15 protein-coding genes are annotated in these 19,800 nt (G+C 61.3%); 11 read left to right on the plus strand and 4 right to left on the minus strand.

The window, feature by feature from the left end; all coding sequences use genetic code 11:
- Positions 1-61: 61 nt before the first annotated feature.
- Complete coding sequence (gene lptG, locus ACJ8HH_RS15375) at positions 62-1,132, minus strand: LPS export ABC transporter permease LptG (RefSeq protein WP_033636876.1); 1,071 nt, start codon at positions 1,130-1,132, stop codon at positions 62-64.
- Complete coding sequence (gene lptF, locus ACJ8HH_RS15380; protein ID WP_041037661.1) at positions 1,132-2,226, minus strand: LPS export ABC transporter permease LptF; 1,095 nt, start codon at positions 2,224-2,226, stop codon at positions 1,132-1,134. Before lptF ends, lptG begins: the two co-directional genes overlap by 1 nt.
- A 282-nt stretch (positions 2,227-2,508) precedes the next feature.
- Here lptF and pepA point away from each other — a divergent pair, with 282 nt between their 5' ends.
- The 5 genes from pepA (at position 2,509) to ACJ8HH_RS15405 (ending at position 9,979) form a co-directional block, all read left to right on the plus strand.
- Positions 2,509-4,020 carry a leucyl aminopeptidase gene (pepA, locus tag ACJ8HH_RS15385; RefSeq protein WP_033636874.1) on the plus strand — a complete coding sequence of 504 codons (1,512 nt, stop codon included), beginning with the start codon at positions 2,509-2,511 and terminating at the stop codon, positions 4,018-4,020.
- 84 nt (positions 4,021-4,104) lie between these two features.
- Positions 4,105-4,554, plus strand: a complete 450-nt coding sequence (locus ACJ8HH_RS15390) for a DNA polymerase III subunit chi (protein ID WP_025305119.1) — start codon at positions 4,105-4,107, stop codon at positions 4,552-4,554.
- A 12-nt stretch (positions 4,555-4,566) separates the two neighbouring features.
- On the plus strand, positions 4,567-7,443 hold the full coding sequence (locus ACJ8HH_RS15395) for a valine--tRNA ligase (RefSeq protein WP_060451799.1): 2,877 nt from the start codon (positions 4,567-4,569) through the stop codon (positions 7,441-7,443).
- Between the two features lie 200 nt (positions 7,444-7,643).
- Entirely contained in the window at positions 7,644-8,147 is a 504-nt protein-coding gene (locus ACJ8HH_RS15400; RefSeq protein WP_033636872.1) for a GNAT family N-acetyltransferase, read from the plus strand.
- A gap of 224 nt (positions 8,148-8,371) precedes the next feature.
- On the plus strand, positions 8,372-9,979 hold the full coding sequence (locus ACJ8HH_RS15405; protein ID WP_060451798.1) for a GMC family oxidoreductase: 1,608 nt from the start codon (positions 8,372-8,374) through the stop codon (positions 9,977-9,979).
- A gap of 15 nt (positions 9,980-9,994) precedes the next feature.
- Here the strand turns inward: ACJ8HH_RS15405 and miaE are convergent, their stop codons facing one another.
- Together miaE and rraB are read right to left on the minus strand one after the other, a co-directional pair.
- A complete protein-coding gene (miaE, locus tag ACJ8HH_RS15410; protein WP_015376459.1) occupies positions 9,995-10,759 on the minus strand; it encodes a tRNA isopentenyl-2-thiomethyl-A-37 hydroxylase MiaE in 765 nt (254 codons plus the stop codon).
- A 180-nt stretch (positions 10,760-10,939) separates the two neighbouring features.
- Positions 10,940-11,365, minus strand: a complete 426-nt coding sequence (gene rraB / locus ACJ8HH_RS15415) for a ribonuclease E inhibitor RraB (RefSeq protein WP_025305115.1) — start codon at positions 11,363-11,365, stop codon at positions 10,940-10,942.
- A gap of 162 nt (positions 11,366-11,527) precedes the next feature.
- Between rraB and argF the strand changes: the two genes are divergently transcribed.
- From argF to ACJ8HH_RS15445, 6 genes are all read left to right on the plus strand, one after another.
- Positions 11,528-12,547, plus strand: a complete 1,020-nt coding sequence (argF, locus tag ACJ8HH_RS15420; RefSeq protein ID WP_033648630.1) for an ornithine carbamoyltransferase — start codon at positions 11,528-11,530, stop codon at positions 12,545-12,547.
- A gap of 195 nt (positions 12,548-12,742) precedes the next feature.
- On the plus strand, positions 12,743-14,323 hold the full coding sequence (locus ACJ8HH_RS15425) for an ABC transporter substrate-binding protein (RefSeq protein ID WP_060451797.1): 1,581 nt from the start codon (positions 12,743-12,745) through the stop codon (positions 14,321-14,323).
- A gap of 298 nt (positions 14,324-14,621) precedes the next feature.
- The gene (gene pyrB, locus ACJ8HH_RS15430; protein ID WP_033636864.1) at positions 14,622-15,557 is read left to right on the plus strand and encodes an aspartate carbamoyltransferase; all 936 of its coding nucleotides are present in this window, start codon (positions 14,622-14,624) and stop codon (positions 15,555-15,557) included.
- 12 nt (positions 15,558-15,569) lie between these two features.
- Positions 15,570-16,034 carry an aspartate carbamoyltransferase regulatory subunit gene (pyrI, locus tag ACJ8HH_RS15435; protein ID WP_033636863.1) on the plus strand — a complete coding sequence of 155 codons (465 nt, stop codon included), beginning with the start codon at positions 15,570-15,572 and terminating at the stop codon, positions 16,032-16,034.
- A 157-nt stretch (positions 16,035-16,191) separates the two neighbouring features.
- On the plus strand, positions 16,192-16,578 hold the full coding sequence (ridA, locus tag ACJ8HH_RS15440) for a 2-iminobutanoate/2-iminopropanoate deaminase (RefSeq protein ID WP_004933379.1): 387 nt from the start codon (positions 16,192-16,194) through the stop codon (positions 16,576-16,578).
- Positions 16,579-16,782: 204 nt separating this feature from the next.
- Positions 16,783-19,770: a non-ribosomal peptide synthetase gene (locus ACJ8HH_RS15445; protein WP_060451796.1), complete on the plus strand. Its 2,988-nt coding sequence runs from the start codon at positions 16,783-16,785 to the stop codon at positions 19,768-19,770.
- Positions 19,771-19,800: the final 30 nt, after the last annotated feature.

The following is a 19,800-nucleotide window of genomic DNA, read 5'->3' on the forward strand; positions in this document are numbered from 1 at the left end:
CTCCACCAACAAAAAAGGCGCGGCCCCGCGGCCACGCCTTTCTTCACTAACGATCGCCCCGCTACTTGCGTTTGAGCAGCATATACACGCTGATCAGCAGGAACAGCATGCTCGGCAGCAGCGCGCCCAGCACCGGCGGCATGCTGTACACCAGGCTCAGCGGGCCGAAGATCTGATCCAGCACGTAGAACAGGAAGCCGAAGCTGATGCCGGTCACCACGCGGATGCCCATCGGCACGCTGCGCAGCGGGCCGAAGATGAACGACAGCGCCATCAGCATCATCACCGCCACCGACAGCGGCGAGAAGATTTTGCTCCACATGTTGAGCTGGTAACGGCTGGCCTCCTGGCCGCTCTGCTTCAGGTACTTCACGTAGTTGTGCAGCCCGCTGATGGAGAGCGAATCCGGATCCAGCGCCACCACACCCAGCTTGTCCGGGGTCAGGTTGGTTTTCCATTCGCCGGTCAGCGTCTGGGTGCCGGTCACCTGTTTCGGGTCGGTCAGATCCGAGGTATCCACCTGCGAAAGCTGCCACACCCCGTTCTCGAAGCTGGCGGTGGCGGCATAGCGCACCGTCTCCAGGCGACGCTGATCGTTGAAGTGGTAGATGTTCACGCCGGAGAGTTCTTTATCGCCGGAGACGCGCTCGATGTAGATGAAGTCGTTGCCGTCCTTCGCCCACAGCCCGCTCTTGGTGGAGAGCAGCGAGCCGCCGTACATCTGCTGGGCGCGGTAGTTGCGCGCCATCTGCTCGCCCTGCGGCGCCACCCACTCGCCGATCGCCATGGTCAGCAGCACCAGCGGAATGGCGGTTTTCATCACCGAGCCGGCGATCTGCAGGCGGGTGAAGCCGGAAGCCTGCATGACGACCAGTTCACTGCGCGTCGCCAGTTGGCCCAGGCCGAGCAGCGCGCCGAGCAGCGCCGCCATCGGGAAGAAGATCTCGATGTCTTTCGGCACGCTCAGCAGGGTGTACATGCCGGCGCTCAGCGCGGTGTATTCGCCCTGGCCGACCTTGCGCAGCTGATCGACGAACTTGATGATGCCGGACAGCGACACCAGCATGAACAGCGTCATGATGATGGTGTTGAAAATCGTTTTACCGATATACCGGTCTAATACGCCAAACATCAGGCCGCTCCTCTCAGGCGTGCGCGCAGCTTGCGCATCGGCACGGTATCCCACAGGTTCAGCGCCAGCGCGATCGCGAAGTAAACGCCGTTAACCAGCCACAGCCACAGCATCGGATCCAGCTTGCCCTTGCCGGCGTTGGAGCGCAGCGAGGTCTGCAGCAGGAAGAAGATCAGATACAGCAGGATGGCCGGCAGCATGCTCAGCACGCGGCCCTGGCGTGGGTTCACCACGCTGAGCGGCACCACCAGCAGCGCCATCAGCGCCACCGACACCACCAGCGTCAGGCGCCAGTGGAACTCGGCGCGCGCATCCGGATCGTCGGACTCCCACAGCGTCTGCATCGACATCTGTTCGGATTCGGTGTTGTCCGCCGCCACGGTACGGTGGCCAATCACCGCCTTGTAGTCGTTGAAGTCGGTAATGCGGAAGTCGCGCAGCAGCGCGGTGCCTTCAAAGCGGGTGCCCTTGTCGAGCGTCACCACCTGCGAGCCGTCTTTCTGCTGCACGATGTTGCCGTGCTCGGCCACCACCACCGACGGGCGTTGGTTGCCGTTCGGCCGCAGTTGCGCCAGGAACACGTCGTTGAAGGTGCTGCCCTTCACGTTGCCGATAAACAGCACCGCGTTGCCGTCCTGCGAGGGTTTGAACTGCCCTTCCGCCAGCCCGGCGATGCTCGGGTTGGCCTTGGCTTCGTTCACCACCACGTCCTGATAGCGCGAGGCCATCGGCCCGGCCCAAAACACGTTCACCGCCGCGATCGCAGAGGTGAACAGCGCCAGGATCATGGCGGCGATAATCAGGGTGCGTTTGCCCAGCCCGCAGGCGTGCATAACGGTGATTTCGCTCTCGGTATACAACCGCCCAAGCGTCATCAGCAAGCCGAGAAACAGGCTCAAAGGCAGGATGAGCTGCGCCATTTTCGGCACGCCCAGCGCCAGCAGGGAGAGGACTAAGTTTGTCGGGATATTGCCGTCCACCGCATCGCCCAACACCCTGACCAGGTTCTGACAAAAGAAGATCAGAAGCAGGATGAACAGGATGGCGATTTGGCTCTTGAGCGTTTCCCGTACCAGATATCTTATGATGATCACGCTTATTACGCCTGTGAAAACTTGTCTTTTTGCAGGAAAATCGATAATTTCATCGCTAATCCGCCATTTATTCTCATCATATGGCAACCTTCACAGCTAAAATAGTATTACAACATCAAGCCGTTTGGGTGTCCTATAGGAACTTGCTTATAGTCGCCAAAACAGAGCAATTTACGCCGTTCAGGTTAACATAATCCGTTAACTCAAATGGCGGGAGATCGTTACGGAGTCGGTTATTCTAGCCGTAGCGTCCGCCTTTGTCTTTAAGATTCAGGAGAGTGCATGGAGTTCAGTGTAAAAAGCGGTAGCCCGGAAAAACAGCGCAGTGCCTGTATTGTAGTCGGCGTTTTCGAACCGCGCCGCCTGTCCCCTATCGCAGAACAACTCGACAAAATCAGTGATGGTTATATCAGCGCATTGCTGCGCCGTGGCGAACTGGAAGGCAAGGTCGGGCAGACGCTGCTACTGCACCATGTGCCCAACATTCTCTCCGAGCGCATCCTGCTGATCGGCTGCGGCAAAGAGCGCGAGCTCGATGAGCGCCAATACAAGCAGGTGATCCAGAAAACCATCAATACCCTCAACGACACCGGCTCGATGGAAGCGGTCTGCTTCCTGACCGAGCTGCATGTAAAAGGCCGCAATACCTACTGGAAAGTGCGTCAGGCGGTGGAAACCGCCAAAGAGACGCTCTACACCTTCGATCAGCTGAAAAGCAACAAGGTGGAGCCGCGTCGTCCGCTGCGCAAAATGGTGTTCAACGTGCCGACCCGCCGTGAGCTCACCAGCGGCGAGCGCGCTATCCAGCACGGCCTGGCGGTGGCTTCCGGCATCAAGGCGGCCAAAGATCTCGGCAACATGCCGCCGAACATCTGTAACGCCGGCTACCTGGCCTCGCAGGCCCGCCAGCTGGCGGACGCCTTCAGCACCCACATCACCACCCGCGTCATCGGCGAACAGCAGATGAAAGAGCTGGGCATGAACGCCTATCTGGCAGTCGGCGCCGGTTCGCAAAACGAGTCGTTGATGTCGGTGATGGAATATAAGGGCAACCCAAATCCGGACGCTAAGCCGATCGTGCTGGTAGGCAAAGGGCTGACCTTCGACTCCGGCGGCATCTCGATCAAACCGGCCGACGGCATGGACGAGATGAAATACGACATGTGCGGCGCGGCGACCGTGTACGGCGTGATGCGCGTGGTGGCGGAGCTGAACCTGCCGCTGAACGTGATCGGCGTGCTGGCCGGCTGTGAAAACATGCCGGGCGGCCGGGCGTACCGTCCGGGCGACGTGCTGACCACCATGTCCGGCCAGACCGTCGAGGTGCTGAACACCGACGCCGAAGGCCGCCTGGTGCTGTGCGACACCCTGACCTACGTCGAGCGCTTCGAGCCGGAGCTGGTGATCGACATCGCCACCCTGACCGGCGCCTGCGTGATCGCCTTGGGCCACCACATCACCGGCCTGATGTCGAACCACAACCCGCTGGCGCACGAACTGCTGGGCGCTTCCGAGCAGGCCGGCGACCGCGCCTGGCGCCTGCCGATGGCCGACGAGTACTACGAGCAGTTGGACTCCAACTTCGCCGACATGGCGAACATCGGTGGCCGCCCTGGCGGCGCCATCACCGCCGCCTGCTTCCTGTCGCGCTTCACCCGCAAGTACACCTGGGCGCACCTGGATATCGCCGGCACCGCCTGGCGTTCCGGTAAAGCCAAGGGCGCGACCGGCCGCCCGGTGGCGCTGCTGTCGCAGTTCTTGCTCAACCGCGCGGGCCTGAACGGCGACGATTAAATCTGAGCGGTAATTCAGGTATAATCCCAAGGGGCACAGCATGCTGTGCCCCTACATTTTTTTATCGGCAGCGGTGGATCCTTAATGAAACAGGCGACGTTTTATTTGCTCGACAACGCGGAACCGTCTGGTGCGCTCAGCGCCCATGAGGCCGTGGCCTGCGCCGTTGCCGCCAGCGGCTTCCGTTCCGGCAAGCGGGTGCTGATCGCCTGCGAGAGCCAGGAGCAGGCCCAGCGGCTGGACGAAGCGCTGTGGCAGCGCGAGCCGCATGAATTCGTGCCGCACAACCTGGCCGGCGAAGGGCCGCACTACGGCGCGCCGGTGGAACTGTGCTGGCCCGGCAAGCGCGGCAATGCCCCGCGCGATCTGCTGATCGCCCTGCTGCCGCAGTTTGCCGATTTTGCTACCGCTTTCCATGAAGTGGTAGACTTCGTTCCTTACGAAGACACTCTGAAACAGTTGGCGCGCGACCGTTACAAGGCCTATCGCAGCGTCGGCTTCCATTTGACCACGGCTACGCCGCCAACTCACTGAATACGATAAAGAATGGAAAAGACAAACAGTCAGCTCGACACCGCATACGACCCAAAGCAGATCGAACAGAAGCTGTACGATCACTGGGAGAATCAGGGTTACTTTAAGCCGAACGGCGACACCAGCCAGGAAAGCTTCTGCATCATGATCCCGCCGCCGAACGTCACCGGCAGCCTGCACATGGGCCACGCGTTCCAGCAGACCATCATGGACACCATGATTCGCTATCAGCGCATGCAGGGTAAAAACACCCTGTGGCAGGCGGGCACCGACCACGCCGGCATCGCCACCCAGATGGTGGTGGAGCGCAAGATCGCCGCGGAAGAAGGCAAAACCCGCCACGACTACGGCCGTGACGCGTTTATCGACAAAATCTGGCAGTGGAAGGCGGAGTCCGGCGGCACCATCACCCGCCAGATGCGCCGTCTGGGTAACTCCGTGGACTGGGAGCGCGAGCGCTTCACCATGGACGAAGGCCTGTCGAACGCGGTGCGCGAAGTGTTTGTCCGTCTGCACAAAGAAGACCTGATCTACCGCGGCAAGCGCCTGGTGAACTGGGATCCGAAGCTGCGCACCGCCATCTCCGATCTGGAAGTGGAAAACCGCGAATCCAAAGGTTCCATGTGGCACCTGCGCTACCCGCTGGCCGACGGCGCGAAAACCGCTGAGGGCAAAGACTACCTGGTGGTCGCCACCACCCGTCCGGAAACCGTGCTGGGCGATACCGGCGTGGCGGTCAACCCGGAAGATCCGCGCTATAAAGACCTGATCGGCAAAGAGATCATTCTGCCGCTGGTCGGCCGCCGCATCCGCATCGTCGGCGACGAACACGCCGATATGGAAAAAGGCACCGGCTGCGTGAAGATCACCCCGGCGCACGATTTCAACGACTACGAAGTCGGCAAACGCCACGGCCTGCCGATGATCAACATTCTGACCTTCGACGGCGACATCCGCCAGGAAGCGGAAGTGTTCAACACCCTGGGCGAAGTCTGCACCGACTACTGCAACGAGATCCCGGCCGAGTTCCGCGGCCTGGAGCGCTTCGCGGCGCGTAAAGCGGTGGTTGCCGCCTTCGATAATCTGGGCCTGCTGGACGAGATCAAACCGCACGACCTGACGGTGCCTTACGGCGACCGCGGCGGCGTGGTGATCGAGCCGATGCTGACCGACCAATGGTACGTGCGCACCGCGCCGCTGGCCAAAGTGGCGGTGGAAGCGGTCGAACAGGGCGAAATCCAGTTCGTACCGAAGCAGTACGAAAACATGTACTTCAGCTGGATGCGCGACATTCAGGACTGGTGCATCTCGCGTCAGCTGTGGTGGGGCCACCGCATCCCGGCCTGGTATGACGTGAACGGCAAAGTCTACGTGGGCCGCAGCGAAGAAGAAGTGCGCAGCGAGAACAACCTGGGCGCCGACGTGGTGCTGACCCAGGACGAAGACGTGCTGGACACCTGGTTCTCGTCCGGCCTGTGGACCTTCTCTACCCTGGGCTGGCCGGAGCAGACCGAGGCGCTGAAAACCTTCCACCCGACCAGCGTGATGGTCAGCGGCTTCGACATCATCTTTTTCTGGATCGCGCGCATGATCATGCTGACCATGCACTTCATCAAGGATGAAAACGGCAAGCCGCAGGTGCCGTTCAAGACCGTCTACATGACCGGTCTTATCCGCGACGACGAAGGCCAGAAGATGTCCAAGTCGAAAGGCAACGTGATCGATCCGCTGGACATGGTCGACGGCATCTCGCTGGAAGATCTGCTGGAAAAACGCACCGGCAACATGATGCAGCCGCAGCTGGCGGAGAAAATCCGCAAGCGCACCGAGAAGCAGTTCCCGAACGGCATCGAGCCGCACGGCACCGACGCCCTGCGCTTCACCCTGGCGGCGCTGGCCTCGACCGGCCGCGACATCAACTGGGACATGAAGCGCCTGGAAGGCTACCGCAACTTCTGTAACAAGCTGTGGAACGCCAGCCGCTTCGTGCTGATGAACACCGAAGCGCACGACTGCGGCTTCAACGGCGGCGAGAAAGTGCTGTCGCTGGCGGATCGCTGGATCCTGGCCGAATTCAACCGCACGGTGAAAGCCTACCGCGAAGCGCTGGACACCTACCGCTTCGATCTGGCGGCCAACATCCTGTACGAATTCACCTGGAACCAGTTCTGCGACTGGTATCTGGAGTTGACCAAGCCGGTGGTGAGCAACGGCAGCGAAGCGGAACAGCGCGGCACCCGCCACACGCTGATCACCGTGCTGGAAGCGCTGCTGCGCCTGGCGCACCCGATCATTCCGTTCATCACCGAAACCATCTGGCAGCGCGTGAAGCCGCTGACCGGCACGACTGCAGACACCATCATGCTGCAGCCGTTCCCGGCCTACGACGCCGCGCTGGAAGACGAGCAGGCGCTGAACGATCTGGAGTGGATCAAGCAAACCATCATCGCCGTGCGCAACATCCGCGCCGAGATGAACATTGCGCCAAGCAAAGCGCTCGACGTGCTGCTGCGCAACTGCAGCGCCGACGCCCAGCGCCGCGTGCAGGAGAACCAAAGCTTTATCGCCCGTCTGGCGCGCCTGGAATCCATCGCGCTGCTGCCGGCCGGTGAGAAAGGCCCGGTCTCCGTCACCAAGCTGGTGGACGGCGCCGAGCTGCTGATCCCGATGGCCGGTTTCATCGACAAGGACGCCGAGATCGCGCGTCTGGCGAAAGAGATGGGCAAGCTGGATGCAGAAATCGCTTCGATCGAAGGCAAACTGGCGAACGAAGGCTTCGTGGCGCGCGCGCCGGAAGCGGTGGTCGCCAAAGAGCGCGATCGTCTGGCGGCCTGCAAAGAAGGCAAAGTGAAGCTGCAGGAACAGCAGGCGACCATCGCTGCGCTGTAATCCACCGGCTCACGCCAACGCCTGAAAAACAGCGGGGTCTTCCCCGCTGTTTTTTTATCGCCGTTGCATCCGGGCGGGGTTAGGTGTTATTACAAGATATTACTGCTGCAGGGACGCCGCCGGGAAATAATCCCCGGCGCGTTTCGTGCTGCGATAAAAACGAAAAACGAACGTGGTCTCTTTCAATGGCGAGTGTAAACATGACAACAGCAACCCCGGCGCGCCTGCTGGTGCGCCCCATCACGGCGGAAGACAATGCCGCCATTGCTCACGTCATTCGCGAAGTCTCCGCCGAGCACGGCCTGACGGCGGATAAAGGCTATACCGTCTCCGATCCCAATCTGGACGCCCTGTATCAGCTCTACAGCCTGCCGCGCAGCGCTTACTGGGTGATCGAGGTGGACGGGCAGGTCGCCGGCGGCGGCGGCATCGCGCCGCTGCAGGGCGGCGCAGACGATATATGCGAATTGCAGAAGATGTATTTCCTGCCGGTGTTGCGCGGCAAGGGATTGGCGAAACGCCTGGCGCTGCAGGCGCTGGATTTCGCCCGCCGGCACGGCTTCCGCTGTTGTTACCTCGAGACCACCGCCAGCCTGACGCAGGCCGTTGCGCTGTACGAACATCTGGGCTTCGAACACATCGACCACGCGATGGGCGCTACCGGCCACGTCGATTGCGAAGTCACCATGCTGAAAACGCTGTAATCGCCCCCGCCTTCCCATCAGGGCGCAGCTTGCTGCGCCATTTTATTAATATCGCAATCAATCAGTAAAACTCGCTATAACGCCGTTTTTCAAGCAGATAAACTAACCTTAAAAACCACTACGTAAATTTAATGTGAAGTTCGTTAATAAATTAACGATCGCAAATTGACCGCTTTTTCCCCCGCGTTACTCTGCAGTATCCCAATCGCGCACGGAGAGCTGTCATGTCGGAAAATACCTTTGATTACATCATCGTCGGCGCCGGTTCCGCCGGCTGCGTGCTGGCGGCGCAGCTGATCCGCCGCACCCAGGCGCGGGTGCTGCTGCTGGAAGCCGGCGGCGACGACAATAACCTGTTCATCAAGATACCGGCCGGCGTGGCCAAGATCATCGCCAAAAAGAGCTGGCCCTACGAGACGGAGCCGGAGCCGCACGCCAACAACCGCCGCATGCAGATCGCGCAGGGCAAGGTGCTGGGCGGCAGCAGTTCGGTCAACGGCATGATCTACCTGCGTGGTCAGCCGCAGGACTACGACGACTGGGCCGAGCGCTATGGCTGCACCGGCTGGAGCTACCGGGAGGTGCTGCCCTATTTCAAACGCGCCGAGGCCAACGAAAGCCTGTCGGACGACTACCACGGCGCCGACGGGCTGCTGCCGGTCAGCGAAAACCGCTACCGCCACCCGCTCAGCATGGCGTTTATCCGCGCCGGCCAGGAGCTGAACCTGCCCTACCGCAACGACTTCAACGGCGACAGCCAGCACGGCGTCGGTTTCTACCAAACCACCACCCACAACGGCGAACGCGCCAGCACCGCCCGCACCTACCTGAAGGCGGTGCGCGACGAACGGCGGCTGGTGGTGAAACTGAACGCGCTGGCGCACCGGCTGACCTTCGAGGGCAACGTCGCCACCGGCGTGGTCTACAGCCAGAACGGCGGCGCGGAAGTGACCGCGCGCGCCACCAAAGAGGTGATCGTCAGCGCCGGCGCGGTCGGTTCGCCGAAGCTGCTGATGCTGTCCGGCATCGGCCCGCGCGACCACCTGCAGCAGCTGGGCATCGAGGTGCGGGCGGATCTGCCGGTGGGCAAAAACTTCCACGACCATCTGCACATGTCGATCAACGTCAGCACCCTCGAGCCGATCAGCCTGTTCGGCGCCGATCGCGGCCTGCTGGCGCTGAGCCACGGCGCGCAGTGGCTGGCGTTTCGCAGCGGCGTGCTCTCGTCCAACGTGCTGGAAGGCGCCGCCTTCACCGACAGCCAGGGCGACGGCCGGCCGGACGTGCAGATCCACTTCCTGCCGCTGCTGGACAGCTGGGACGACGTGCCCGGCGAACCGCTGCCGAACATTCACGGCTTCACGCTCAAGGTCGGCTACCTGCAGCCGAAGGCGCGCGGCGAAGTGCTGCTGCGCAGCAGCAACCCGCACGATCCGGTCAAGCTGCACGCCAACTACCTCGGCCACCCGGACGATCTGGCCGGCAGCGTGCGCGCGGTGAAGTTCGGCCTGGGCTTCCTGCAAACCGCGGCGCTGAAGCCGCTGATCAAGGATCTGCTGATGCCGCAGCCGGAGTGGACGCGCGACGAAGCGCAGCTGGAAGAGTTCGTGCGCAACTTCTGCAAGACGGTGTATCACCCGGTGGGCAGCTGCCGCATGGGGCCGTCGCCGCAGGACGCGGTGACCGATCCGCAGCTGCGGGTGCACGGATTTGAGCAGTTGCGGGTGATCGACTGCTCGGTGATGCCGCAGCTCACCAGCGGCAACACCAATGCGCCGACCATCATGCTGGCGGAAAAGGCGGTGGATCTGTTGCTGGGCGCGCCGCAGTAAGGGCGCGCCTCAACGTCAGGCGGCGGCGGGCACGCCGCTGTGAAAGCGCAGTTCGCTGTCCGGCGACAGGATCAGCTCAGCCTCGAGGCGGCCGAAATGCGCCACCCGTTCGCTGATGTCGCCGCCGGCGATCTGTTCCGCCAGCGTCAGGTAGTCCTGATAGTGCCGCGCTTCGGATCGCAGCAGCGAAACGTAAAAGCGGTTCAGCTCGTCGTCCAGGTGCGGCGCCAGTTTGGCGAAGCGTTCACAGGATCGCGCTTCGATGTAGGCGCCGCAGATCAGTTTGTCGATCAGCGTCGCCGGATCGTGGGTGCGGATCTCGCGGATCATCCCCTTGGCGTAGCGGCTGGCGGTGATTTTGCGATACGGGATCCCGCGCGCCTGCATGATCTCCAGCACCTGCGAGAAGTGATGCAACTCTTCCTTGATCAACAGCACCATGCGATCCGCCAGATCCTGGCCGTAGGCCGAGCCGTTTTTCGGCAGGATCTTGCGGGTGAACTGGCCCTGGCGGAACAGCGTGTCCGGCGCGCCCTGCGCTTCGTGCAGAAACGCCTCGTAGGGCCGCAGCAGCGCCAACAGCGCGTCGCCGCTCTCTTTGTCCGCCACGTAGCGGCGGATCAGCCACATGCCGGTCTGCGCGGCCTTCAGCTCGCACACCAGGTGGTCAGTCAGCAACAGCTGCAGGTTTTCCGGACGGCGCGCGGCGTCGATCCAGGCGTCAGGAGTTTCACAGTGCAGGAAGCTTAAAATCGGGGCTAACAGGGATTGGTATGTCATCGGCTTAATTGCCCTATGTATTTCAAGTTGCAGCTAGGCGGCCAGCTCACTCATCCCCAGGAGCTTACTTAGGTAAGTGACTGGGGTGAGGGAGTGCAGCCAACAACGCTGCAGCTTGAAAGACGACGGGGATATCAGGGGCCGGCGAGAACCGGCCCACAGGTATTGATTGGAGAGGGATTAGTGGCGTTTGCCGTCGTCGTCTTCGTCGATGTAGTCGCCGTCTTCGTCATCCTCACCGTCTTCACCGTTCGGATCTTCGAAGTAGGTGCCCCAGCCATCGTAGTTGACGCCGCAGCGTTCCGCCAGCGCCACCAACTGCTCGACCTGAGCGTCGATCAGTTCGGCGTTCAGGCCGACTTCGCTGATCACGTCGCAGCACATCACCATCGAACCGTCTTCCACTTCCAGCTCTTCGGCGTCGGTCACTTCGTAGCCCAGCTTGAAGGCTTCAACGGCGGCCTGCTCCAGAACCTCAAATTTCTCGGCGGACAGATGGTGCTCGATGGTGTAGAGCGCGTCCGGATCGCTGCCGTCTTCCAGCAGTTCTTCGATGATCAGGCGGGTCTCTTCACGTTGTTCTTCCAGCAATTCGCGGTTTGCCATGCCTATATCCTCAAGTCAAATGGCCTTCATTCCTTCTATTTTCACACACCGCCGACGTTGCTTCCACGATAAACGTGAAAGATTTCCTCGCTGGGGTTGAAATTGAATATTCATACATATAAAGTGAATTTTAATTCAATTAAGCAATCAGGGAATCGGACTATGAGCACCGGCAATGCGTTCTACCAACGTCACTTTCTGAGATTAATGGATTTCACCCCCGCCGAGCTGCAGGCGCTGCTGAAACTGGCGGCCGATCTGAAGCAGGCCAAGAAGCAGGGGCAGGAACAGCGCCGGCTGCAGGGCAAAAACATTGCGCTCATCTTCGAAAAAGACTCGACCCGCACGCGATGCTCTTTCGAAGTTGCCGCATTCGATCAGGGCGCGCAGGTCACTTACCTCGGCCCGAGCGGCAGCCAGATCGGCCATAAGGAGTCGATGAAAGACACCGCCCGGGTGCTGGGCCGCCTGTACGACGGTATTCAGTATCGCGGCTACGGCCAGGCGCTGGTGGAAACCCTGGCGCAGCACGCCGGCGTGCCGGTGTGGAACGGCCTGACCGACGAGTTCCACCCCACCCAGCTGCTGGCGGATCTGCTCACCGTGCAGGAGCACCTGCCGGGCAAGGCGCTGAGTGAAGTGAAGCTGGCGTACGTCGGCGACGCGCGCAACAACATGGGCAACACGCTGCTGGAAGCCGCCGCGCTGGCGGGCATGGATCTGCGGCTGGTGGCGCCGAAGGCCTGCTGGCCGCAGGCGGAGCTGGTGGCCGAGTGCCAGGCGCTGGCGCAGCAAACCGGCGCGAAACTCACTCTGACCGAAGACATCGCCGAAGGGGTGCAAGACGCCGACTTCCTCTACACCGACGTGTGGGTGTCGATGGGTGAACCGAAAGAAACCTGGCGGGAGCGTATCGCGCTGCTGCGGCCGTATCAGGTCAACATGGCGATGCTGAAGCTGACCGGCAACCCGAACGTGAAGTTCCTGCACTGCCTGCCGGCGTTCCACGACGATCAAACCACGCTCGGCAAGCAGATGGCGCAGCAGTACGATCTGCACGGCGGCATGGAAGTGACCGACGAAGTGTTCGAGTCGGCGCACAGCGTGGTGTTCGATCAGGCGGAAAACCGGCTGCACACCATCAAGGCGGTGCTGGTCGCCACGCTGAGCGAAACCCTCTGACCGCCCTCCCCTCCGCCCTGGCGCCCCCGGCCAGGGCGGCTAATATATTCCAGGAATATCAAATAGCGGATTGACCTTTGCTCACCGCCGGCAAAGGCTCTACCGTGACAGGCCGACGGCGCCCGCGCCGTAAAAACCAACGATAACAAACCGTTCTCAGCGCCGCCTGGCGGCGCCTTCAGGGGATACACACCGATGAAAGCCAAACTCTTGCCGCTGTTCCTGCTCACCGCCCTGCCCGCCGCCCTGCCCGCCGCCGCGTTAGCCGCCACGCCGCCGAATACGCTGGTGGTGGTGCAATCGCTGGATGACATCGTCAGCCTCGATCCGGCGGAAGCCAACGAACTCTCCAGCATCCAGACGGTGCCCAGCCTGTATCAGCGGCTGGTGCAGGCGGATCGCGACGATCCGGCCAAGGTAGCGCCGGTGCTGGCGGAAAGCTGGCAGAGCGATGCGGGGGCCAAAACGCTGACGGTGAAACTGCGGCCGCAGGCGGCGTTCGCCTCCGGCAACCCGCTGACCGCCGACGACGTGATCTTTTCCTACAGCCGCGCGGTCAAAATGAACAAATCGCCGGCGTTCATCCTCAACGTACTCGGCTGGCAGCCGGACAACATCGACGCGCAGTTGAAGAAGATCGACGAACATACCGTGCAGCTGCGCTGGACGGCGGACGTCAGCCCGGCGGTGGCGCTGAATATTCTTTCGACGCCGATCGCTTCGATCGTCGACAGCAAGGCGGCGCTGGCCAACGTCAAAGACGGCGACTTCGGCAACGCCTGGCTGAAAATGCACTCCGCCGGCAGCGGCCCGTTCAAGATGCGCGTCTATCAGCCGCATCAGGCGATCGTGCTGGACGCCAACCCCACCACGCCGGGCGACAAGCCGCAGCTGAAAAACATCATCATTAAAAACGTGCCGGATCCGGCCACCCGCCGCCTGCTGATCCAGCAGGGCGACGCCGATATCGCCCGCGAACTGGGCGCCGATCAGACCGACACGCTGAAAAACCAGCCGGGCGTCAAGGTGCTGGAGATCCCCTCCGCCGAACAAAACTACCTGGTGTTCAACACCGGCAACGGCGCCAATCCACTGCTGAACAACCCGGCCTTCTGGGAAGCGGCGCGCTACCTGGTGGATTATCAGGGCATCACGAAGGATCTGCTGAAGGGCCAATACTTCGTGCACCAGAGCTTCCTGCCGGTCGGGCTGCCGGGCGCGCTGGAGACCAATCCGTTCAGCTACGATCCGGCCAAGGCGAAAGCCATCCTGGCCAAGGCGGGCATCACCCACGCCACCTTGACGCTGGACGTGGAGAACAAGCCGCCGTTCATCACCATCGCGCAGGCGCTGCAGGGCAGCTTCGCCGCCGCCGGCGTGAAGGTCGAGCTGCTGCCTGCGGCGGGCAGCCAGGTTTACTCCCGCGTGCGCGCCAGGCAGCATCAGGCGGCGATCCGCCTGTGGATCCCGGATTATTTCGACGCCCACTCCAACGCCAGCGCCTTCGCCTACAACGACGGCAAAAGCAGCACGGTGGCCGGACTGAACGGCTGGCAGATCCCGCAGTTGAACCAGCAGACGCTGGCGGCGCTGGCCGAAGCCGATCCGGCCAAGCGCCGCGCGCTGTACACCGCCATGCAGCAGGAACTGCAGCGCAGTTCGCCGTACGTGTTTATCGATCAGGCCAAAACCGAAGTGGTGCTGCGCGACAACGTCAAAGGCTACCAGCAGGGGCTGAACGCCGACATGGTCTACTACGATCGCGTCAGCAAATAGCCGGCGGGCGGCCATCGCCGGCCAATCGATTGCGGGGCGGAAAAAAACGGCGTTTTAACGCTTGCAGTGGCGAAAAGCGCGAGTATAATGCGCCACAATTTGCCAGGAGAAAGCATGAAAAACGACGTTTGTTTTGTTAGCCGCAATCGACAAAACCGACTGCCTATCGGCGGCCAGCTGCCGTTGTTTCTCCTGTTGCTAAACCGATCGTTTCAAGCCCCTCATTGAGGGGCTTTTTTTTGCCTTGAGAATATCCCAAAGTCCCGCGCCACGGGCACGCGTCGAGGAGGAGTGAAAAATGGCCAACCCGCTGTATCACAAACACATCATCTCTATTAACGATCTCAGCCGCGAGGATCTGGAGCTGGTGCTGCGCACCGCCGCCGGTCTGAAAGCCAATCCGCAGCCGGAACTGTTGAAACACAAGGTGATCGCCAGCTGCTTCTTCGAAGCCTCGACCCGTACCCGCCTGTCGTTCGAAACCTCGATGCACCGCCTCGGCGCCTCGGTGGTAGGCTTCGCCGACGGCAGCAACACTTCGCTCGGCAAGAAAGGCGAAACCCTGGCTGACACCATCTCGGTGATCAGCACCTACGTGGACGCCATCGTGATGCGCCATCCGCAGGAAGGCGCGGCGCGCATGGCCGCTGAATTCTCCGGCAATGTGCCGGTGCTCAACGCCGGCGACGGCGCCAACCAGCACCCGACCCAGACCCTGCTGGATCTGTTCACCATCCAGGAAACCCAAGGGCGCCTGAGCAACCTCAGCATCGCCATGGTCGGCGACCTGAAGTACGGCCGCACCGTGCACTCGCTCACTCAGGCGCTGGCCAAGTTCGAAGGCAATCGCTTCTACTTCATCGCCCCGGACGCGCTGGCGATGCCGGCCTACATCCTGAAAATGCTGGAAGAGAAAGGCATCGAGTACAGCCTGCACAGCAGCATTGAAGAAGTGGTGCCGGAGCTGGATATTCTCTACATGACCCGGGTACAGAAAGAGCGCCTCGACCCGTCCGAGTACGCCAACGTGAAAGCGCAATTCGTGCTGCGCGCCGCGGATCTGGCCGGCGCGCGCGCCAACCTCAAGGTGCTGCACCCGCTGCCGCGCATCGACGAGATCGCCACCGACGTGGATAAAACGCCGCATGCCTACTACTTCCAGCAGGCGGGCAATGGCATCTTCGCCCGCCAGGCGCTGCTTGCGCTGGTGCTCAACGCAGATTTGGCTCTTTAAGGGGGAACCGCCATGACTCACGACAACAAACTGCAGGTCGAAGCGATCAAATGCGGCACGGTGATCGACCACATTCCGGCGCAGATCGGTTTCAAACTGCTGACGCTGTTCAAGCTGACCGCCACCGACCAGCGCATCACCATCGGCCTGAACCTGCCCTCCAACGCGCTGGGCCGCAAGGATCTGATCAAGATCGAGAACACCTTCCTGACCGAGCAGCAGGCCAACCAGCTGGCGATGTACGCGCCGAAGGCCACGGTGAACCGCATCGATAACTATGAAGTGGTGCGCAAGCTGACCCTCAGCCTGCCAGATCACATCGACGGCGTGCTAACCTGCCCGAACAGCAACTGCATCAGCCGCAGCGAGCCGGTGGCGTCAAGCTTCAGCGTGAAGCCGCGCGACGGCGAAGTGCACCTGAAGTGCCGCTATTGCGAGAAAGAGTTCGAGCATCAGGTGGTGTTGCAGGCCGACTGAATTCTGCCCTTTTAGCGGGAGCGGCGCTGTTAATCTGCGCGTCACTCCCTATAATGGATGCCTGAAAATAACTCTACCCACGTTGCTACCCACCGAATTTCAAGCTGCGGCCGACCGCGCGGCGGCGTGAAAGACAACGGGTCTATCAGGAGAAAACATGTCACGTAATATCAGCACTGAACTCGCCCCGGCAGCCATTGGTCCTTACGTGCAGGGCGTTGATCTGGGCAGCATGATCATCACTTCCGGCCAGATCCCGGTCGATCCGAAAACCGGCGCCGTCGCCGACGACGTGGCCGCTCAGGCGCGCCAGTCGCTGGAAAACGTCAAAGCGATCGTCGAAGCCGCCGGCCTGATCGTTGCCGACATCGTGAAAACCACCGTGTTCGTGAAAGACCTGAACGACTTCGCCACCGTCAACGCCGCGTACGAAGCCTTCTTCACCGAGCACAGCGCGCCGTTCCCGGCCCGCTCCTGCGTGGAAGTGGCGCGTCTGCCGAAAGACGTGAAGATCGAAATCGAAGCCATCGCCGTGCGTCGTTAATCGACACGCACGCGAATGACGGTCAGCTTCGGCTGGCCGTTTTTATTGGTAAGAATTTTATTAATCCAATTAATTTATAGCGATAGCGTAATACCGCTCACATTTACAATCCCACAATAAAAATACGCCTATAATTATTTCTCACCCGGCCGGGTCATTGCTGTTTCATTTCGTTCACTCCGTGAATAATGACAGGAGATAACCATGGCACCTAGCGTATTGGATTATTTTATCCAACAAGCTTCCCGTTATCCGGAAAAAACCGCCGTCGTCGGCGATAATAAACATCTGACCTACCGTCAATTGGATGAAGCCAGCAGCGCACTGTGCACGCGCCTGAAACAGGAAGGGGTTCGGCCCGGCGATGCCGTGCCGCTGGTCGCGCAGCGCACGGTGGAATTACCGATCGGCATGATGGCGATCGCCAAGGCCGGAGCCTGCTATATTCCCATTGACGCCCGCTATCCCGAACGGCGCATTCGCAATATTATCGAACAAAGTGGCTCGCCGATAATCCTCTTCAGCAACCATGACGCTCGTGTAAATATCGACAACCTCCCGCGCAAAGTCCTTTCCATTGATAATATTTCCCTGACTAAAGTTTCCATAACTGTATTTTCCCCTCCGCCCTCCGATGCGCTTGCCTATATTATTTTCACCTCCGGCACCACCGGCGCGCCCAAAGGCGTCATGATCGAACACCGTTCGCTGTTAAACCTGCTCCTCTGGCATAACCAACGTTTCGCGATGGATGAACACAGCCGTTCCACGCTGATTGCCGGCGTCGGTTTTGACGTGGCGCAATGGGAAATCTGGGCGCCGCTGATCTGCGGCGGCACCCTGTATCTGCCGCACGAGGAGACCCGCCTGCAGCCGGACGCATTGCTGGCCTTCTTCGCCCGGCATCGCCTCACCCACGCCTTTGTCCCTACGGTATTGGTGCCGGAGGTCATCGGCGCGCCGCAGCCCGCCGGGCTGGCGCTGAAATACCTGTTCACCGCCGGTGAAAAGCTGAATCCGCTCGAGCTGCGCGGCATCGGCTATGCAGTGGTGGATTACTACGGCCCGACGGAGGCCACCATCTTTGCCACCTGCAACCGCGTGCGCTGCGCGACGCAAAACCCGCCGTCCACGATTGGCCGGCCCATCGCCGATACGCAGGTATTCATCCTCGACGAGCGCCTGCGGCCGGTAACCGACAGCGAATCTGGCGAGCTCTGCATCAGCGGCCTCTGCCTGGCGCGCGGCTACCTGAACGCCCCGCAGCTGACCGCCGAGCGTTTTGTCACTTCGCCGCACGTCGGCGGCCAGCGTTTGTACCGCAGCGGCGATCGGGCGCGCCGCTTACCTGACGGCCGCATTCAGTACCTGGGGCGCCTCGACGCCCAGGTCAAAATCCGCGGCAATCGCGTAGAACTCGGTGAAATCGGCAGCCTGATGACGCAGGTCTCCGGCGTAAAAACCGCCATCGCCCTCGTCAATCAAACGGACAATCCGAGCGACAAGCGGATCCTGGCGTTTTTGACCGGTGAAGATCCCGGCGGCGATCTCATTGCACGGGTTAAACGGCAGCTTCAGGATCAGCTGCCCGCCTACTCTCTGCCCGCCGAGTACCGGCATCTGGATCGGTTGCCGATCAACGCCAACGGTAAAATCGACCAGGCGGCGCTGTTGGCCCTGGCGCCCGAGGCTAGGCCGGCCCCTGCTGAACCGCTCGACGGCCACCAGCGGATCGTCGCCGATCTGTGGCGCAGGCTGCTGAAAATCGATCATATCCGTGCCGACGATGATTTCTTCGCGCTGGGCGGGCATTCGCTGCTGGCGGCAAACCTGGCAAACCAACTGGGTAAAGCGTTCGCGGTCAAAACCTATGTGCGTGATATCTATGCATACCCGAACCTGACGACGCTGGCGCAGGCGATGGCGCAACGCCAGGGACAAGAACAAACGTCTGAACCTCAAGACGGCGAGCCGGCATGCGCCTTGCTGGATGACGTGTATTTGCCGTCGGATCTCGTCATCGATCCGACGTTCGATGCGCGGCAAATCAGCGCGCCGCGCGCCATTTTGCTGACCGGCGCCACCGGCTTCGTCGGCGCGCACCTGTTGGCCGATCTGCTGCACACCACCGACGCCGAGCTGTACTGTCTGGTGCGCGACGGCACCAAACTGCCGCCGAGACAGCGGCTGGAGGCGGTGCTGCAGCGCTACCGGATCGCGTTGAGCGCCGGGCAGCGCGCACGCCTCCATATCCTGCCCGGCGACGTGGCGGAACACCATTTCTCGCTGGCCCCGGCGGCTTACCGGGTGTTAAGTCAGGATATCGATCTGATTTACCATTCGGCCAGCGCGGTGAATTTTATCCAGCCTTACGCCTACATGAAGCGCGACAACGTACAGGGCCTGCGGGAAATCATTCGTTTCGCAGCGCATAGCCGCACCAAGCCGCTGATGCTGCTGTCGACCATCTCCGTTTACAGCTGGGGGCATCTGCACACCGGTAAGCGGGTGATGCGGGAAAGCGACGATATCGATCAAAACCTGCCGGCGGTCAGCCGCGATATCGGCTACGTGCGCAGCAAATGGGTGATGGAGAAGATCGCCGATCTGGCGGCGAAGCAAGGCCTGCCGCTGATGACCTTCCGCCTGGGCTACGCCACCTGCCACAGCCGCACCGGCGTCAACGCCGATTACCAATGGTGGGGGCGGCTGGTGAGAACCTGCATCAGCAGCGGCACGGTGCCGGATTTACGGGATCTGCGCGAAGGGTTGACCACGGTGGATTACATGACCCGGGCCATCGCCCACGTCTCTCGCAACCCGCAGGCGCTGGGGCAGAAATTCAACCTGATCCATCAAGGTGACAATAATCTGACGCTGCGTGAGTTTTTCAGCCTGCTGGAGCGCGAGTTCGGTTATCGCTTTCATCCTCTGCCCTTCGCACAGTGGCGGGCCCAATGGGAAAACGACAGCGACGCGCCGCTGTACCCGCTGCTCAGCCTGTTCAAGGATCCTATGGTGGACGAGCTATCGACGGTGGAGCTCTATCAAGACACCTATCGGTGGGACTGCAGCAACCTGCAACGCTTCCTGCAGGGCAGCGGCATCGATGAGCCGCGCTTCACCCGCCAGCTGCTGCTGAATTACCTGCAGCACGCCATCGGGTATGCGCCGCTGTCGCTTCGGGCGTAACAAAACCGGGGCTCAGCTGGCCGAGCCCCG

The sequence above is a fragment of the Serratia sp. CY32780 genome (genome assembly GCF_052169135.1).
GTDB classification, from domain to species: domain Bacteria; phylum Pseudomonadota; class Gammaproteobacteria; order Enterobacterales; family Enterobacteriaceae; genus Serratia; species Serratia sarumanii.

Excerpts from the sequence above, each read along its gene's own strand:
- lptG (WP_033636876.1), bottom strand. The coding sequence starts at position 1,132 with ATGTTTGGCGTATTAGACCGGTATATCGGTAAAACGATTTTCAACACC.
- pepA (WP_033636874.1), top strand. The coding sequence starts at position 2,509 with ATGGAGTTCAGTGTAAAAAGCGGTAGCCCGGAAAAACAGCGCAGTGCC.
- ACJ8HH_RS15390 (WP_025305119.1), top strand. The coding sequence starts at position 4,105 with ATGAAACAGGCGACGTTTTATTTGCTCGACAACGCGGAACCGTCTGGT.
- ACJ8HH_RS15395 (WP_060451799.1), top strand. The coding sequence starts at position 4,567 with ATGGAAAAGACAAACAGTCAGCTCGACACCGCATACGACCCAAAGCAG.
- ACJ8HH_RS15400 (WP_033636872.1), top strand. The coding sequence starts at position 7,644 with ATGACAACAGCAACCCCGGCGCGCCTGCTGGTGCGCCCCATCACGGCG.
- ACJ8HH_RS15405 (WP_060451798.1), top strand. The coding sequence starts at position 8,372 with ATGTCGGAAAATACCTTTGATTACATCATCGTCGGCGCCGGTTCCGCC.
- miaE (WP_015376459.1), bottom strand. The coding sequence starts at position 10,759 with ATGACATACCAATCCCTGTTAGCCCCGATTTTAAGCTTCCTGCACTGT.
- rraB (WP_025305115.1), bottom strand. The coding sequence starts at position 11,365 with ATGGCAAACCGCGAATTGCTGGAAGAACAACGTGAAGAGACCCGCCTG.
- argF (WP_033648630.1), top strand. The coding sequence starts at position 11,528 with ATGAGCACCGGCAATGCGTTCTACCAACGTCACTTTCTGAGATTAATG.
- ACJ8HH_RS15425 (WP_060451797.1), top strand. The coding sequence starts at position 12,743 with ATGAAAGCCAAACTCTTGCCGCTGTTCCTGCTCACCGCCCTGCCCGCC.
- pyrB (WP_033636864.1), top strand. The coding sequence starts at position 14,622 with ATGGCCAACCCGCTGTATCACAAACACATCATCTCTATTAACGATCTC.
- pyrI (WP_033636863.1), top strand. The coding sequence starts at position 15,570 with ATGACTCACGACAACAAACTGCAGGTCGAAGCGATCAAATGCGGCACG.
- ridA (WP_004933379.1), top strand. The coding sequence starts at position 16,192 with ATGTCACGTAATATCAGCACTGAACTCGCCCCGGCAGCCATTGGTCCT.
- ACJ8HH_RS15445 (WP_060451796.1), top strand. The coding sequence starts at position 16,783 with ATGGCACCTAGCGTATTGGATTATTTTATCCAACAAGCTTCCCGTTAT.